Here is a 15,036-nt window from a genome sequence, read left to right as displayed (position 1 = left end):
TATGCGCTATTTTGATTTGCACTGTGATACTATGACTGAATGCTGTGTCAAAGACAAACATATTGACAAGAATGATCTCCACATAGATTGCCAGCGTGCTGCTGAGTTTGACACTTATATACAGTGTTATGCAGTATGGATACCAGATAATTTACGTGGAGGCGCGGCGTTTCATCGTTTTCAGCAGGTGGCGGAACGCTTTTCTGAGGAAATTCTGCATCATGAACAGACCATGTATCAATACAGAACTTTGGAAGACTTAGCGCACAGTGATAGCAGGCACTGCGCGGTCCTCACAGTGGAAAATGCCGCAGCATTGGGCGGCAGACTGGAAAATATTGCTGAATTTGCCCGGTTTGGTGTGAAGCTGTGCAGCTTGACATGGAATGGAGAAAATGAACTGGGCCGGGGTGTACGTGCGCCGGGGAATGGCGGGATCACTCCCTTTGGACGGCAAGTGGTTAGGGAACTGGAGAAGAACCGAATCGTTGTCGACCTGTCCCATGCCAGCCCGGAACTGTTTTATGATGTGGCTTCTATATCTGAAAGACCTATTGTCGCCACCCATTCCAACGCAAAAAAAGTCTGCAGACATACAAGGAACCTTACAGACGAGCAGTTTGATATTATACGCTTGTCCGGCGGTTTGGTTGGACTTAACCTTTATAAAGGCTTTTTAAACGACGAGCCGGATAGGGCCGCTGTGACCGATGTACTGCGCCATGCAGAACACTTTTTATCCCTTGGCGGTGAAAATACGCTTGCTATCGGCGCGGATTTGGATGGCGGTGAAAAAAATGATTTTGTGGTATCAGGTTTGGAGGAGGTTCCAGAATTGATGGAGATGTTCCTTAGGCATAACTATTCGGAAATGCTTGTCGACAAGATTTTTTTTAAAAATGCAGATGACTTTTTTAAAAAGAAAGATTTATTTTGACATTGAGAGAAATATGCGCTATTATTTAGTAGTAAAATAAAGCGATAGGGTGATAAAGATGCAATATAAGAGTACCAGGAATTCTAAACTCCGATTGGACGCTTCGCAGGTGATAGCCCAGGGAATCTCTACAGAAGGCGGGCTGTTCGTGCCGGAAAGCCTGCCCAATGTCAAAATCGACCTGCCAAGACTGTCGAACCTGGACTATCAGGGTCTTGCAAAAGAGATATTTAAACTTTTTTTGACGGATTTCACAGAAGAGCAGATTAACCATTGTGTAAAAAATGCCTATGAGCCGGAAAAGTTTGGCGGCGAACCCGTAAAGCTGGTCAGCTTGAAAGGGGACTTAGGGAGCAGGCACATCTTAGAACTGTGGCACGGCCCTACATGTGCCTTTAAGGACATGGCCCTACAGGTTTTGCCACACTTCTTAACGGTTTCATTGTCAAAATCAGCAGAGAAAAAAGAAGCGGTCATTCTAGTTGCCACCTCCGGCGATACGGGCAAGGCGGCCCTGGAGGGATTCCGTGACGTGTCGGGAACCAGGGTTTTGGTATTCTATCCCCAGGCTGGGGTAAGCCCCATGCAGAAACGGCAGATGGCAACCCAGGAGGGTGGCAACGTGGGAGTCTGCGCTATAGAAGGCAACTTTGACGATGCCCAGGCCGCAGTTAAGAAGATATTTACCGACAGCAGCATTAAAGAGGTTTTGGATAAGCACGGTTTCATGTTTTCCAGCGCCAACTCAATAAATTGGGGGCGGCTGCTCCCACAGATCGTCTATTACTTTTATGCCTATTTCCAAATCTGTAAAGCTGATAAGCTTACTGTTGGCAATCCCATAAATGTGGCTGTACCTACCGGCAATTTTGGAAACATATTGGCGGCCTACTACGCCCGGGAAATGGGCCTGCCTATTAAGAAGCTGATATGTGCGTCTAATGCGAACAAGGTGCTAACGGACTTTATCAATACAGGAATATATGACCGCCGCAGGGAGTTTTATGCGACCTCCTCGCCGTCTATGGACATTCTGATCTCCAGCAATCTTGAACGCCTGTTATATGGCCTCCTCGGTGAGAACAGTGAAGTCCTTTCCAACTGGATGGAGCAGCTGTCAAGGGAGGGCCATTACAAAGTAGGGGACGATGTTCGTGAAAAGGTGCGGGAGCTTTTCTTCGGCGGCTTCTGTAATGACTCAGCTACAGCTCAAACTATCCGAAATACCTGGCGGGAGGACAACTATCTTGCCGATACACATACTGCGGTGGCTCTTGATGTATACCGGCAGTATGTCGAGTCCAGCGGAGACAGCTCTACCCCCACTGTAGTCGTTTCCACGGCCAGCCCATATAAGTTTGTAGGCAGCGTGCTAAGCGCATTAGAAACTTTGGAGAGTGGGGAGGAATTTGAGAACATTCTCCAGCTCGAATCCATAACGAATACCACGGCCCCCGCACAGTTGAAAGCTTTACAGCATAAACCTATACGTTTTGACGCAGTTATTAAAGCTTCCCAGGCTGCCGGCTATGTGTTGGAAGCCCTAGGGATAGGTGAATAAATATGTCACTTTTTGTCATCGCGGATCTACACCTGTCTCTGGGAACGGACAAGCCCATGGATGTTTTTAGAGGCTGGCAGGACTATGTACAAAGGTTGGAGGAAAACTGGAGGGCTTCTGTGGCCCCGGAGGATACTATAGTAATTGCCGGCGATATTTCCTGGGCCATGAGGCTTGAGGACTGTCAAAGGGATTTTGCTTTTATCCATTCGCTGCCAGGACAAAAACTGCTTATGAAGGGAAACCACGATTATTGGTGGAATACACGCAGTAAAATTGACAGGTTCTTGTCAGCTAACGGATTTGACACCCTTCATATCATGCACAACTGCGGATACAGAGTAGGGGACCGGGCCATCTGTGGGACCCGTGGATGGTTATACAACTCAGAGACAGAAGAAGACAGGAAAATAGTCAGCCGGGAGGCCGGACGGCTGCTGGCGTCTATGGCTGAGGCAAAGGCCTTGGGTGGACAGCTTACGGCATTTTTGCATTACCCGCCGCTGTATGGCGGCATGGAGTGTCGGGAGATTTTAGATATCTTAGTGGAAAATAAAGTGTCTGATTGCTATTTCGGGCATATCCACGGACAATACGCAGCTCAAAAAGCGCTGACCGGCAGCTATAAGGGCGTTAAAATGCACTTGATTTCCTGCGATTATGTAAATTTCAAACCGGTAAAGGTAGGGGATATCGCCGGTTAAGGGATATTCTGGGGCTGACGTCCGTAATTTCCTTAGAATATTTACGAAAAAAGTATAGATTATTGCGCGGCGTTGTGATATAATAGGCGGGATAATGAAAATCACGGCGGTAAGCGCCGGGGTATATAAAGTTTAACATGAGAGGGAAAAGAAAAATGAATTTGAAATCTTCTAACAATGTAGAGACAAACAAGCATGAGCTGCTGCTAGAAGTCACTCCCGAGGAATTGAACCAGGCCATCAACGAGGTTTATAGGCGCGAGAGCAAACGAATGAATGTGCCTGGATTCCGCAAGGGCAAGGCTCCCAGGGCATTTATTGAGAAATATTATGGTGAGGACGTTTTCTTTCAGGCAGCCGTAGATCATCTCTATAATCCTATGATGAACGCGGCTATTGAGCAGTCCGAGCTGGAGGTGGTTGGGGTAAACAGCTACAGCATTGAGAAGATCAGTAAGGAGGAGGGCATTGAGGCAAAGCTCACCGTCACCGTACAGCCTGAAGTTAAAATAGACGGCTATAAGGGTATTGAGGTCGTGAAGGAGTCTGTCGAGCCCACTGCGGAAGAGATAGATAGCGAGATCGAACGAGTCCGCCAGCGCAACTCAAGGGTAGTTACCGTTGAAGACCGCGCCGCTGAAGACGGCGATATTGTTGTAATTGATTTTGACGGATATACAGACGGCAAGCAGTTCGATGGCGGCAAAGCTGAAAATTTTGACCTGACTCTGGGCTCGGGCCAGTTTATACCCGGTTTTGAGGAGCAGGTGGTGGGCCATAATGTGGACGACGAGTTTGATGTGAAGGTGAAGTTCCCGGAGGATTACCATGCCGAGGAGCTCAAGGGTAAGGACGCTACCTTTAAAATTAAGCTTCACGAAATCAAGCACAGAGAACTGCCTGATGTGGACGATGAGTTTGTAAAAGACGTGAGCGAGTTCGATACCCTTGAGGAGTACCGTAAGGATCTGGAAAACAGCATTCGTACCCGTAAAGAGCACGCTGCTGAAACCAGCACCGAACAACAGCTCATTAAGGCGATAGTTGACAAAGTGGAGGCCGATGTTCCTCAGATGATGATTGACCGTGAGGTGGACGAGATTATCAACTCCTTCGATATGCAGCTGCGCGACCAGGGGATGAACTTGGAAACATATCTGAAGTATACTCAGGGTACGGTTGAAGCATTGCAGGAGCAGTATCGTGAGCGCGCCGAGCAGCAGGTCAAGGTGCGTCTGGGCCTTGCGAAGATCGCCGAGCAGGAGAGCCTTGAGGTTACCGACGAGGAGATAGAGGCGGAGTACAAGAAGATAGCTGACGCTTACGGTATGCCGATTGAGAATGTTAAGGCCATGGTCCGCTCCAAGGACATCTCTAAAGACGTGGCAAATCAGAAGGCAATGGATCTGGTCAAGGAGAGCACCGTCTATACCGATAAGGCCCCTGAAGATAAAGTGGCCCAGGAATAAAAATGGGCTAAACCGCTGGAGAATGGAATAAATCTTATTGTTAGGTTTCATAATAATATATGCGTCTCGTGAAAGGAGAAATCTTACACATGAGTCTAGTGCCTTATGTAGTAGAGCAGACCAATAGGGGAGAGCGCTCCTACGACATTTTTTCGCGTCTGCTTAACGACCGTATTATACTTCTGAATGAAGAAGTCAACAATGCCTCCGCAGGAGTTATTGTCGCCCAGCTCCTCTACCTTGAAGGTCAGGATCCTGATAAGGACATCGCGCTGTACATCAACAGCCCTGGCGGGGTCATCACCGACGGCATGGCAATATATGACACCATGCAGTATATCAAATGTGACGTGTCCACCATTTGTATTGGCATGGCAGCCAGCATGGGGGCCTTCCTTCTGGCGGCCGGGGCAAAGGGCAAAAGGTTCGCTCTTCCAAATAGTGAAATAATGATACATCAGCCCAGCGGTGGGGCCAAAGGCCAGGCAACGGATATCAGCATTCACGCCAACCACATTCTGCGTACCAAGAAGCGGCTTAACGAGATACTTTCCGAGCGCACCGGCCAGCCTATTGAGGTGGTGGAGCGCGACACCGAACGTGATAATTTCCTTACCGCCCAAGAAGCCCTTGAGTATGGGCTGATAGATAAAGTGATCGACAAGAGATAAACTGGAAAGGATGCGGACAAATGCCAGTGAACAATGAAAACGATATTGCCTGTTCATTTTGCGGCAAGCCTCAAATGATGGCCGGCCAGCTTATCGCCGGGGCAGGCGTATATATCTGTGATTCCTGTGTGCGGCTGTGCATGTCTATCATCAGCGACGAGGATCGTTTAAAGCGGGCCAACAGGGTCAGCGAACACGATGGAAGCGTTTTGCTCCCGAAACCTGTGGAAATCAAGAGCAAGCTGGATGAGTACGTTATTGGCCAGAATGAAGCAAAAATTGCCCTTGCGGTTGCCGTCTATAATCATTATAAGCGTATATATTTTACCGGAGACGACGGCGTAGAGCTTTCCAAGAGCAATGTATTGCTGCTGGGACCCACCGGTGTTGGTAAAACTTATCTGGCCCAGACCTTGGCAAAGCTTCTGGATGTGCCTTTTGCTATTGCTGACGCTACCACCCTGACTGAAGCCGGCTATGTAGGCGATGATGTTGAAAATATCCTTTTGCGCCTGATACAGGCTGCCGATTACGATATATTTCGTGCTGAACGCGGCATTATCTATATCGATGAAATCGACAAGATTTCCCGGAAATCTGAGAACCAGTCCATAACCCGAGATGTCAGCGGCGAAGGCGTACAGCAGGCCCTATTGAAAATCCTTGAGGGCACTACTGCCAGCGTTCCTCCTAAGGGCGGGCGTAAGCATCCCCAGCAGGAGGCCATAAACATTGACACCTCTAATATCCTGTTTATATGCGGCGGTGCTTTTGACGGTCTGGAAAAGGTCGTGCAGAAACGTATAGCGTCCAGCTCTCTTGGCTTCGGCGGTGAGGTCCATGGAAAGCGCGAGCTTGATGAAAAGAACTGGATGAAGGAGGTAACCCCTCACGATCTGGTCAAGTATGGACTTATCCCTGAACTGGTGGGACGTATCCCTGTAATATCCTCACTGGAGGCTTTGGATGAAAACGCCTTGGTCCGCATTTTGAAAGAGCCAAAAAATTCACTTATCCAGCAGTACAAAAAGCTGTTTGACCTGGATCGGGTGGATTTGGAATTTACGGAGGACGCCCTTGTGGCTGTGGCGAAAAAGACCCTGGAGAGGAAAACTGGAGCTCGGGGACTGCGCGCCATTTTGGAGGATCTCCTTATGCCCATCATGTATCAGGTTCCCAGTGATTACACAGTTGAAAAAGTTGTGATCACCAAGGGTATGGTGGAAAACAATAGCAGCCCAGAGATCGCATATAACAAGGAACGCAAACCTATGAAAATTAGGATAACCACACCAAAACGCAGAGAGCGCAGAGATTCGGCGTCATAAAATTCAAAACAGCTCGAAGGCTGCTGCCGATAAAAACCGGTTGCAGTCTTTCGCTGATTTTAGGAGAACATCATGCAAAATTTTACAGATGAAATGATAAAAATGAAAGAAAACATGACTTTGCCTATTTTGGCAATACGTGGAATGGTATTTTTCCCGGGAATGATGCTTCAGTTTGATATCACCAGGAAAAAGTCGGTGCTTGCCGCATCGGAAGCCATAGCCAAGGACCGGCTGATATTCCTTGTATCGCAGGTACATATGTCAGAGAATGAACCTGTGGGTGATGACCTTTACAAATTTGGCGTTATTGCCCGAGTAAAACAGGTGCTCCACCATACCAGTGAGGGCGCAAAGCTGCATGTAGAGGGGCTATGCAGGGGTGAAATTGTTTCGCTGGTACATGAGGACCCGTACTTGGTGGGTAACATCGTGAAATGCCCGGTGCTTACTTATAAAAAATCCTATAAGTCAGAAGCTCTTATCCGCATTATCCATGAAAAGTTTGACCAATATCTGCGCCTGTTTAAGCATGTGCCGCCTGATGTGCTATTGGGAGTCTTACAGGAGAAGGATTGCGGGCGGTTAGCGGATTATATCGCGGCCAATATCTCCATCGACTTTGAGCGCAAGCAGTACATACTGGACGAGCTGCGGCCGTTGAAGCGTATGCAGAAATTAATTGCTGTGCTCACGGAGGAAATTCAAATATTAGAGGTTGAGAATGAAATCAATCAAAAGGCTCAGGCTCAGATAGACGAGAACCAAAGGGAGTATTTCTTAAAGGAGCAGTTACGCGCCATCACCAGCGAGCTTGGGGAGGAGGATAACCCTCAACAGGAGGCCGACGAAATTAAGAGCAAGGTTTTAGCTCTTGGGCTTTCAAAGGTCTGCGAGGAAAAGCTGCTGAAGGAGTGCGACAAGCTTTACCGTATGCCATACGGTTCCCATGAGGCCAGCGTTATCCGTCTGTATTTAGACACTTGCCTGGAACTTCCATGGAAAAAATCATCAAAGGAAAAGCTTGATTTGAAACGAGCCCAACGGATTCTGGACAGGGACCACTACGGCATGACCAAGGTCAAGGAGCGCTTTATTGAGACCCTGGCGGTACGCAGTCTGGCGCCAGCACAAACCGGCCAGATCATCTGTCTGGTAGGACCTCCGGGCGTAGGAAAAACGTCGATCGCCCGCTCTATTGCCCAGGCCACAGGGCGCAAATATGCAAGGGTATCCCTGGGCGGCGTCAGTGATGAAGCGGAGATAATGGGGCACAGGAAGACCTATGTAGGCTCGATGCCCGGGCGTATCATAAACGCCATCAAGCAGGCTGGGGTCAATAACCCGCTGCTGCTTTTAGATGAGATAGACAAGCTTGGGACCAACTTTAAGGGCGACCCCGCGTCGGCGTTGCTGGAGGTGCTGGACCCTGAGCAGAATAGCGAGTTCACCGACCACTATATTGACATGCCCTTTGATTTAAGTCAGGTGCTCTTTATCACAACTGCAAATGACGCTTCCCGCATACCTGGGCCGCTGTACGACAGGATGGACATAATCGAACTGCGTAGCTATACGCTTGATGAAAAGCTCAATATAGCAATGAAGCATCTTGTACGCAAGCAGCTGGAAAAGCACGGGATTAAACCCTCACAGCTGAAATTTACAAAGACTGGTATGCGCCAGCTTATTGACGGCTATACTCGGGAAGCCGGTGTGCGTACCTTGGAGCGAAATATTGCCGCAATCTGCCGCAAGGTGGCAAAGCTTATTGTAACTGATGAGGAGTTCAAAAGTTATACTGTGCGGTCGGATAAGCTTGAGGAACTGCTGGGACCGCGCAAATACATGAAGGATACTGTGTCAAAAGAGGATCTTGTAGGCTTAGTTAACGGATTGGCCTGGACCAGCGTAGGTGGTGAACTGCTGCCCATCGAGGTTGCCGTGATGGAGGGCACGGGTAAGATCCAGCTTACAGGTTCCTTGGGCGATGTGATGAAGGAGTCCGCAAATGCGGCAATTACCTGCATCCGTACTCGTGCCGCAGATTTGGGGATATCTCCCAAGTTTTATGAGAAGTATGATATACATGTACACGCCCCGGAAGGAGCGGTACCTAAGGACGGCCCTTCAGCTGGTACTGCAATGGCAACGGCTATTACGTCGGCGCTCTGTGGAATCCCGGTTCGCCACGAGGTGGCAATGACAGGCGAAATCACTTTACAGGGCAGGGTTCTCCCCATAGGCGGGCTGCGTGAAAAGTCTATGGCAGCTTATAAAAATGGCGTTAAAACGGTTCTTATCCCAGCGGACAACCTACCTGATTTGGCAGAGATTGACCAGGTCGTAAAGGATAACGTGCAGTTTGTGCCCATCAAAAAGATTGATGCGGCACTTGAGAAGGCACTGCAATATATGCCAATACCCCTGCCACAGGAGGCTACAGTGATCCAAGCAGAGGTTGTAAAGGCGCCGCCTTCAGGCTATGCCTGCGACAGCAGCCAGCAGCAAAGGAGTTACCAGTGAATTTTCAGAATGCAGAATTTGAAATGGCCGCAGGAACAGCTGGACAGCTGCCGAAAGCCACCTTGCCGGAGATAGCCTTTTCCGGCCGTTCTAATGTGGGAAAGTCCTCGCTGCTGAACCGCCTTGTGAACCGTAAGGCTTTGGCACGCACCAGCGCTACACCTGGGAAAACGGCTACTATCAACTTTTACAGGCTTCCTGCATGTCGTTTTGTGGATTTGCCCGGTTACGGCTACGCCAGGGTGTCAAAAAGCGAGAAGAATCGTTGGGCAGAGCTTGTTAATGGTTATTTTACTCAGGAGCGGCGGTTGAGCTTAGTGTTGCAGCTAGTGGATATGCGGCACAAACCCACCGCAGATGATTTACAGATGATAGACTTTTTGCAAGCTGGCGGCTATCCGTTCGCTATAGTATGCACAAAAAGTGATAAGCTGAATAAATCGGAGACAATGGCGCAGACGAAGCTTTTTACAGAGCTTTTTTCCGGCAGGGGCATTGCTTTCTACCCCTTTTCAGCAGTAAAGGGCTCTGGTCTTGATGAAGTAAAGGCCCTGATTGAGAGGTCTATTGAGGGTTAATTTATTGGGAAAGGAATGGTTTATATCTACTCGCCATGTTTAAATATTAACGAAAACGGTCATTTGACCATAAGCGGCTGTGATACAACAGCTTTAGCAAAACAGTACGGTACGCCGATATATGTTATAAGCGAGGAGGAAGTCCGTCGTATATGTAGAAGCTACACGGAATCCTTTCAGAAATATTATAATGGCAACGGAAGGCCAATATATGCCAGTAAAGCGTTTAACTGCAAGGAGATGTGCCGTGTTGTCACCAGCGAGGGCCTGGACGTAGAGGTGGTGTCAGGCGGAGAGCTTTACACAGCGCTTCAGGCGGGAGTTTCCGGGGGACGAATACATTTCCAGGGAAATAATAAGAGCTCCAAAGAGCTGGAGCTTGCTATTGACAATGATGTTGGAGATATCGTGGTCGACAATTTTTCAGAGCTGGAGAAGCTGAATAAAATCGCAGGTGAAAAGGGGGCAATCGCTAATATTTCTTTGCGTGTGAAGCCGGGTATTGACGCCCATACCCATGAATTTATCCGTACCGGGCAGGTGGATTCCAAATTTGGTCTTGACCTGGAAAGTGGTGAAGCTTTCTCTGCCGCAAAGCGCGCACTGAAGATGGATAACGTAAAGTTGATTGGCTTGCACTGCCATATTGGCTCTCAAATTATGGAAAAAGAGCCCTTTGTCCATGCCGCAGAAGTTATGCTCGGACTGCACCACCGTATCTATAAAGAATTGGAGGTGGAGCTTGAGCAGCTAAACCTGGGCGGCGGGTTTGGTATACATTATCTTGAAACAGATGATTTTATACCATATCACGAGTATATGCAGGAGGTTTCGGCAAAAATCAGCGAAGTATGCGCGAAATATGGCATAAAGCTGCCGAGAATCTATATTGAACCCGGCCGTTCGATTGTGGGCGAAGCCGGTATCACTCTGTACACTGTGGGAAATATCAAAGAGATTCCCAATGTGCGTAATTATGTGGCCATTGACGGCGGTATGTATGAGAACCCGCGCTATGCCTTATACCAGTCGGATTATACCTGCCTTATAGCGAATAAAGCAAATAGGCCAGCGGATTATGTGGCCACTATTGCAGGTAAGTGCTGTGAGAGCGGAGATCTTATCCAAGAGCATGCTCATATCCAGAGCCCTGAAGAAGGAGATATTCTGGCGGTCCTGTCCACCGGAGCTTATAACTACTCCATGGCCTCAAACTATAATCGAAACCCACGGCCGGCCTGCATTATGGTAAGCCAAGGTGAGAGTCGTGTGATTATCCGGGGTGAAACTTATGAGGACTTGGTGCGAAACGACCTTTGATTCGGAGGAATTTTAGATGAATGAAAAATTGCAGGATGAAAATGTTGACGAGCTTTTCCGTGCCATACTTAGCCTAAAGACTGCCGATGAATGCTACCGTTTCTTTGAAGACCTTTGCACCGTGCCGGAATTGAAGGCAATGTCCCAGCGTCTTGCGGTGGCAAGGATGCTGACCCAACGGCATATTTACTCTGATATTGTGGCTGAGACCGGCGCTTCTACCGCTACCATCAGCCGTGTGGCCAGGGCCCTGAACTATGGCAGCGACGGATACCGTCTTGTATTCAGCCGTATGGGCGAAGAGAGTTGATATGGCTGGCTATTCGGCTTTCTCTCAGTATTATGACGCGCTTATGTCCGGTGTTGACTATTCCCGCCGGGCTGAGTATCTATTGGCAATTCTTGAATATCTTGGCCATAGGCCCGGACTTGCGCTTGATTTGGCCTGTGGTACGGGGTCTTTAACCTTAGAGCTTTATCGTCGGGGCGTGGATGTCTATGGCGTGGACGCTTCGGCAGAGATGCTGTCGCAAGCCAGGGAAAAGTGTATGAACGCGGGAGCTGATATTCTTTTTTTGCGGCAAAGGATGCAGGATTTGGACCTATATGGCACTGTTAATACAGTTTTCTGTACCCTTGACAGCATCAACCATTTGCAGGGCGCGGACGAAGTGCGCAGGGCATTCCAGAAAGTTTCTCTTTTTTTAGAGCCCAGTGGATATTTTGTTTTTGATATGAACACCCTGTATAAGCACGAAATGGTGCTGGGGAATCACTCCTTTGTGTACGACACCCCACAGGTGTACTGTGTGTGGCAAAATCGATTTATTGCCGGGACAGGCCGGGTTGATATAAGCTTGGACTTTTTTGAGCGCGATGGCAAAGTATACCGGCGCAGCAGGGAACATTTTTCCGAATTTGCGTATCCGATGGAGCAGGTGAAAGCCTTGCTTAGAGATGGTGGCTTTAGCAAAATACATATGTTCCAAGAGATGAGTATGGAGCCGCCGGTAAAAGACAGCCAGAGAGTGGTTATCGCAGCAGGTAAAGAAGGGTAGGGAGTAGTATGGACAGGATAATACGCACAATAACCTCTGACGGCAGCTTGATGGCCGCCGCCATTGATTCTACAGAGCTGGTATATACGGCCCAGCGGCTGCATAAGCTTACAAAGACCTCTTGTGCAGCCCTTGGCAGGCTCCTGACAGGAGCCTCGCTGATGGGCGCTATGCTGAAGGAAAAGCAAGCTACGCTTACATTGAAGGTTGCAGGGGAGGGGCCTCTGGGGAATCTTTTGGCCTTGTCCGACAGCCGTGGATATGTCCGTGGCTATGTGGACCACCCAGAGGTGGAACTGCCACCAAAGCCCAACGGCAAGCTGGATGTAGGCGGAGCGGTGGGGCATAACGGGCGGCTGGCGGTTATAAGGGATTTTGGCACCGGCGAGCCCTATTCCGGGCAGGTAGAGCTTGTCAGCGGAGAGATTGCTGAGGACCTGACCAGCTACTATGCCCAGAGCGAGCAGACGCCTACCGTCTGCGCCCTGGGCGTGCTGGTGGATAAACAGGAGGGAAGTGCTCTCCTGGCCGGCGGTATGCTTATCCAGGCGCTGCCCGGCGCGGAGGATTCTGCTCTGGACCAGCTGGAGAAGAATGTGGCAAAACTGGACTCTGTTACTACCATGCTTGCCAAAGGGTTGTCGCCGGAGGATATGTGCGCTCTGGCGCTTGAGGGGTTCAGGGTAGAAAAGCTGGACGAATTCAAAGTGGGGTATGCCTGCAACTGCAGCAAGGAGCGCTTCTCGCAGGTGCTGCTGACGCTCCCCGGAGAGGACCTTGAGACACTGCCGGTGAATGAGAAGGGGCTTGTTGAAACGGTATGTCAATACTGTAACCGCAGTTATATGTTCTCAAAGGAGGAAATACAAGAACTGGTCGAAAATTCTCGAAAAAAAGGTAAATAAATTTTGATTTTGCTATTGACAAATGGGAGCAAATAAGGTAAAATATAGTACGTCGCTGGGAGCGATATTCCGAGTGGTGAAGTTGGGGGCATAGCTCAGCTGGTTAGAGCACCTGCCTTACAAGCAGGGGGTCATAGGTTCGAGTCCTATTGTCCCCACCATAATGGATTCGAGTTGGCCCGGTAGTTCAGTTGGTTAGAACGCTAGCCTGTCACGCTAGAGGTCGACGGTTCGAGCCCGTTCCGGGTCGCCACCATAGTTCCGTAGTTCCCTTTTGGGAACTACATGGGAACTATATTTGCCTCTGTAGCTCAGTTGGTAGAGCAGGGGACTGAAAATCCCCGTGTCATTGGTTCGATTCCGATCGGAGGCACCATTTGCGGGCGTAGCTCATCTGGTAGAGCGCCACCTTGCCAAGGTGGAGGTAGCGAGTTCGAGCCTCGTCGTCCGCTCCAGGAAGGAGAAAAGACGCAACCTGTCGGTAGCGTCTTTTCTCAAAAATGGTGACATAGCCAAGTGGTAAGGCAAAGGTCTGCAAAACCTTCATTCCCCGGTTCAAATCCGGGTGTCACCTCCAAAAGTGCTGTGGCTTTGATGTTCCACAGCACTTATTTTTTGTAGAAGGGAGATGACCAGCCATGCAGTTGGAAACAGAAAGGCTTATCCTGCGGGAGATGGTCCCCGGGGACTTTGACGCGCTCTACCGAATCTTCTCGGACCCCGAGACCATGCAGCATTATCCCAAGCCCTTTGATGAGGCCAAGGTACATAGCTGGATAGACTGGAACCGGGAGAACTATCAGGTATTCGGCTTTGGGCTATGGGCGGTGGTGCTCAAGAAGACCGGCGAGGTTATCGGTGACTGCGGTATTACCATGCAGAATATCGGCGGCAAGATCAAGCCCGAAATCGGCTATCATATCCGCAGGGATCTCTGGCGCAGGGGTTATGCAAAGGAGGCTGCTGGTATATGCCAGGACTGGGTATTTGAACATACGACCTTTGGGGCTCTCTACTCCTACATGAAATATACAAATATTGGTTCATATTCCACTGCTATTGCTAACGGTATGCGGCTGGTGGAGCAATTTGAGGACGATGCTAACACAGTCACCAAAGTGTACGGAATTACACGAGACGAGTGGCTAGAGATGAAAAAATAGGAGGGTGAGAGCGACGAAGTGGGGCATACCTACACTGATAGAAGCGCCGGACCCAGAGGAGTCTGCAAAGCTATGCAGAAAGCTGGGCTTTAGCTTTGTGGAGTTGAACATGAACCTGCCGGAGTACCAACATATAGATGTGCCGCTGCTGCGGTCGGTTATGGATAGCTATGGCGTGTATTTTACCATACACCTGGACGAAAACATGGATATGTGCGGCTTCAATTCCAGGGTCGCAGACGCTTATATGCAGACTCTGCTGGATGCGATACGCTCCGCAAGAGAGCTGAATGTTCCGGTGCTTAATATGCATCTCTCTAAGGGTGTGTACTTCACCCTACCACACAAAAAGACGTACCTCTATGACATGAACCGCGAGCATTTTTTAGGGCGAGTCCGGGAAACTATTGCTATGTGCGAGGAGGCCGCCGGAGGAGAAGTGACAATCTGCATCGAGAATACAGGGATTTATGCGCTGTCCTTCATACAGGAGGCTGTGGAACTGTTCCTGCAAAGTCCCTTGTTCGGCCTGACCTTTGATATTGGTCACGATCACAGTGCCGAAGGGGTAGACAAGCCGCTCCTTCTGAAGCATAAGGATAGGCTTCGGCACTTCCACATACATGACGCATTGGGCAGGAAAAATCACATGGTGTTGGGCACAGGGGAGTTGGATCTGCCCTGGTATATAGCGCTGGCCGAACAAAATAGCTGTCGCGCTGTGTTGGAGGTAAAAACTGCCCAGGCGCTTCGGGAGTCGGCGGAGTGGCTAAGAGAACGCCAGTTTATCTGAATGAAAAAAGGCCAGTCAGGTGT

14 protein-coding genes and 5 tRNA genes are annotated in these 15,036 nt (G+C 49.3%); all 19 read left to right on the top strand.

All coding sequences use genetic code 11. The features are described 5' to 3' along the window. Position 1: 1 nt before the first annotated feature. The 19 genes from ADH66_RS09050 (at position 2) to ADH66_RS08960 (ending at position 15,013) form a co-directional block, all read left to right on the top strand. Positions 2-937 carry a dipeptidase gene (locus tag ADH66_RS09050; protein ID WP_066533353.1) on the top strand — a complete coding sequence of 312 codons (936 nt, stop codon included), beginning with the start codon at positions 2-4 and terminating at the stop codon, positions 935-937. 58 nt (positions 938-995) lie between these two features. Continuing rightward, the gene (thrC, locus tag ADH66_RS09045; RefSeq protein WP_066533356.1) at positions 996-2,498 is read left to right on the top strand and encodes a threonine synthase; all 1,503 of its coding nucleotides are present in this window, start codon (positions 996-998) and stop codon (positions 2,496-2,498) included. 2 nt (positions 2,499-2,500) lie between these two features. Continuing rightward, a complete protein-coding gene (locus tag ADH66_RS09040) occupies positions 2,501-3,202 on the top strand; it encodes a metallophosphoesterase (RefSeq protein WP_066533358.1) in 702 nt (233 codons plus the stop codon). Between the two features lie 161 nt (positions 3,203-3,363). Beyond that, positions 3,364-4,671 (top strand): trigger factor, encoded by a 1,308-nt coding sequence (gene tig / locus ADH66_RS09035; protein ID WP_207653058.1) that lies wholly within the window; start codon positions 3,364-3,366, stop codon positions 4,669-4,671. An 89-nt stretch (positions 4,672-4,760) separates the two neighbouring features. Then, positions 4,761-5,342: an ATP-dependent Clp endopeptidase proteolytic subunit ClpP gene (clpP, locus tag ADH66_RS09030; protein WP_066533363.1), complete on the top strand. Its 582-nt coding sequence runs from the start codon at positions 4,761-4,763 to the stop codon at positions 5,340-5,342. Positions 5,343-5,362: 20 nt separating this feature from the next. Further along, positions 5,363-6,670 (top strand): ATP-dependent Clp protease ATP-binding subunit ClpX, encoded by a 1,308-nt coding sequence (gene clpX, locus ADH66_RS09025; protein WP_066533365.1) that lies wholly within the window; start codon positions 5,363-5,365, stop codon positions 6,668-6,670. 72 nt (positions 6,671-6,742) lie between these two features. Beyond that, complete coding sequence (gene lon / locus ADH66_RS09020) at positions 6,743-9,196, top strand: endopeptidase La (protein WP_243425129.1); 2,454 nt, start codon at positions 6,743-6,745, stop codon at positions 9,194-9,196. Further along, a complete protein-coding gene (yihA, locus tag ADH66_RS09015; RefSeq protein WP_066533367.1) occupies positions 9,193-9,774 on the top strand; it encodes a ribosome biogenesis GTP-binding protein YihA/YsxC in 582 nt (193 codons plus the stop codon). The genes lon and yihA overlap by 4 nt, the downstream gene beginning before the upstream one ends. A gap of 15 nt (positions 9,775-9,789) precedes the next feature. Beyond that, positions 9,790-11,094 (top strand): diaminopimelate decarboxylase, encoded by a 1,305-nt coding sequence (gene lysA / locus ADH66_RS09010; RefSeq protein ID WP_066533368.1) that lies wholly within the window; start codon positions 9,790-9,792, stop codon positions 11,092-11,094. A gap of 16 nt (positions 11,095-11,110) precedes the next feature. Then, positions 11,111-11,404 carry a YerC/YecD family TrpR-related protein gene (locus ADH66_RS09005; protein ID WP_066533369.1) on the top strand — a complete coding sequence of 98 codons (294 nt, stop codon included), beginning with the start codon at positions 11,111-11,113 and terminating at the stop codon, positions 11,402-11,404. A 1-nt stretch (position 11,405) separates the two neighbouring features. Then, positions 11,406-12,152 (top strand): class I SAM-dependent DNA methyltransferase, encoded by a 747-nt coding sequence (locus ADH66_RS09000; protein ID WP_066533371.1) that lies wholly within the window; start codon positions 11,406-11,408, stop codon positions 12,150-12,152. An 8-nt stretch (positions 12,153-12,160) separates the two neighbouring features. Continuing rightward, entirely contained in the window at positions 12,161-13,057 is an 897-nt protein-coding gene (gene hslO / locus ADH66_RS08995; RefSeq protein ID WP_066533372.1) for an Hsp33 family molecular chaperone HslO, read from the top strand. An 84-nt stretch (positions 13,058-13,141) separates the two neighbouring features. Continuing rightward, a tRNA-Val gene (locus tag ADH66_RS08990) sits at positions 13,142-13,218 on the top strand. Between the two features lie 15 nt (positions 13,219-13,233). Further along, positions 13,234-13,310 (top strand) — tRNA-Asp (locus ADH66_RS08985). Positions 13,311-13,357: 47 nt separating this feature from the next. Beyond that, positions 13,358-13,433 (top strand) — tRNA-Phe (locus tag ADH66_RS08980). 3 nt (positions 13,434-13,436) lie between these two features. Beyond that, positions 13,437-13,512, top strand: a tRNA-Gly gene (locus ADH66_RS08975). A 47-nt stretch (positions 13,513-13,559) separates the two neighbouring features. Beyond that, a tRNA-Cys gene (locus tag ADH66_RS08970) sits at positions 13,560-13,634 on the top strand. Positions 13,635-13,695: 61 nt separating this feature from the next. After that, a complete protein-coding gene (locus ADH66_RS08965; protein WP_066533374.1) occupies positions 13,696-14,220 on the top strand; it encodes a GNAT family N-acetyltransferase in 525 nt (174 codons plus the stop codon). Positions 14,221-14,224: 4 nt separating this feature from the next. Next, the gene (locus ADH66_RS08960) at positions 14,225-15,013 is read left to right on the top strand and encodes a sugar phosphate isomerase/epimerase family protein (RefSeq protein ID WP_066533377.1); all 789 of its coding nucleotides are present in this window, start codon (positions 14,225-14,227) and stop codon (positions 15,011-15,013) included. Positions 15,014-15,036 lie beyond the last annotated feature (23 nt).

The organism is Acutalibacter muris, from assembly GCF_002201475.1.
GTDB lineage: Bacteria > Bacillota > Clostridia > Oscillospirales > Acutalibacteraceae > Acutalibacter > Acutalibacter muris.
This window is presented reverse-complemented; position numbering and strand designations above follow the sequence as displayed.

Bases quoted from the DNA above. Each gene is read 5' to 3' on its own strand.
- ADH66_RS09050 (WP_066533353.1), top strand. From the start codon at position 2: ATGCGCTATTTTGATTTGCACTGTGATACTATGACTGAATGCTGTGTC.
- thrC (WP_066533356.1), top strand. From the start codon at position 996: ATGCAATATAAGAGTACCAGGAATTCTAAACTCCGATTGGACGCTTCG.
- ADH66_RS09040 (WP_066533358.1), top strand. From the start codon at position 2,501: ATGTCACTTTTTGTCATCGCGGATCTACACCTGTCTCTGGGAACGGAC.
- clpP (WP_066533363.1), top strand. From the start codon at position 4,761: ATGAGTCTAGTGCCTTATGTAGTAGAGCAGACCAATAGGGGAGAGCGC.
- clpX (WP_066533365.1), top strand. From the start codon at position 5,363: ATGCCAGTGAACAATGAAAACGATATTGCCTGTTCATTTTGCGGCAAG.
- lon (WP_243425129.1), top strand. From the start codon at position 6,743: ATGCAAAATTTTACAGATGAAATGATAAAAATGAAAGAAAACATGACT.
- lysA (WP_066533368.1), top strand. From the start codon at position 9,790: ATGGTTTATATCTACTCGCCATGTTTAAATATTAACGAAAACGGTCAT.
- ADH66_RS09005 (WP_066533369.1), top strand. From the start codon at position 11,111: ATGAATGAAAAATTGCAGGATGAAAATGTTGACGAGCTTTTCCGTGCC.
- ADH66_RS09000 (WP_066533371.1), top strand. From the start codon at position 11,406: ATGGCTGGCTATTCGGCTTTCTCTCAGTATTATGACGCGCTTATGTCC.
- hslO (WP_066533372.1), top strand. From the start codon at position 12,161: ATGGACAGGATAATACGCACAATAACCTCTGACGGCAGCTTGATGGCC.
- ADH66_RS08965 (WP_066533374.1), top strand. From the start codon at position 13,696: ATGCAGTTGGAAACAGAAAGGCTTATCCTGCGGGAGATGGTCCCCGGG.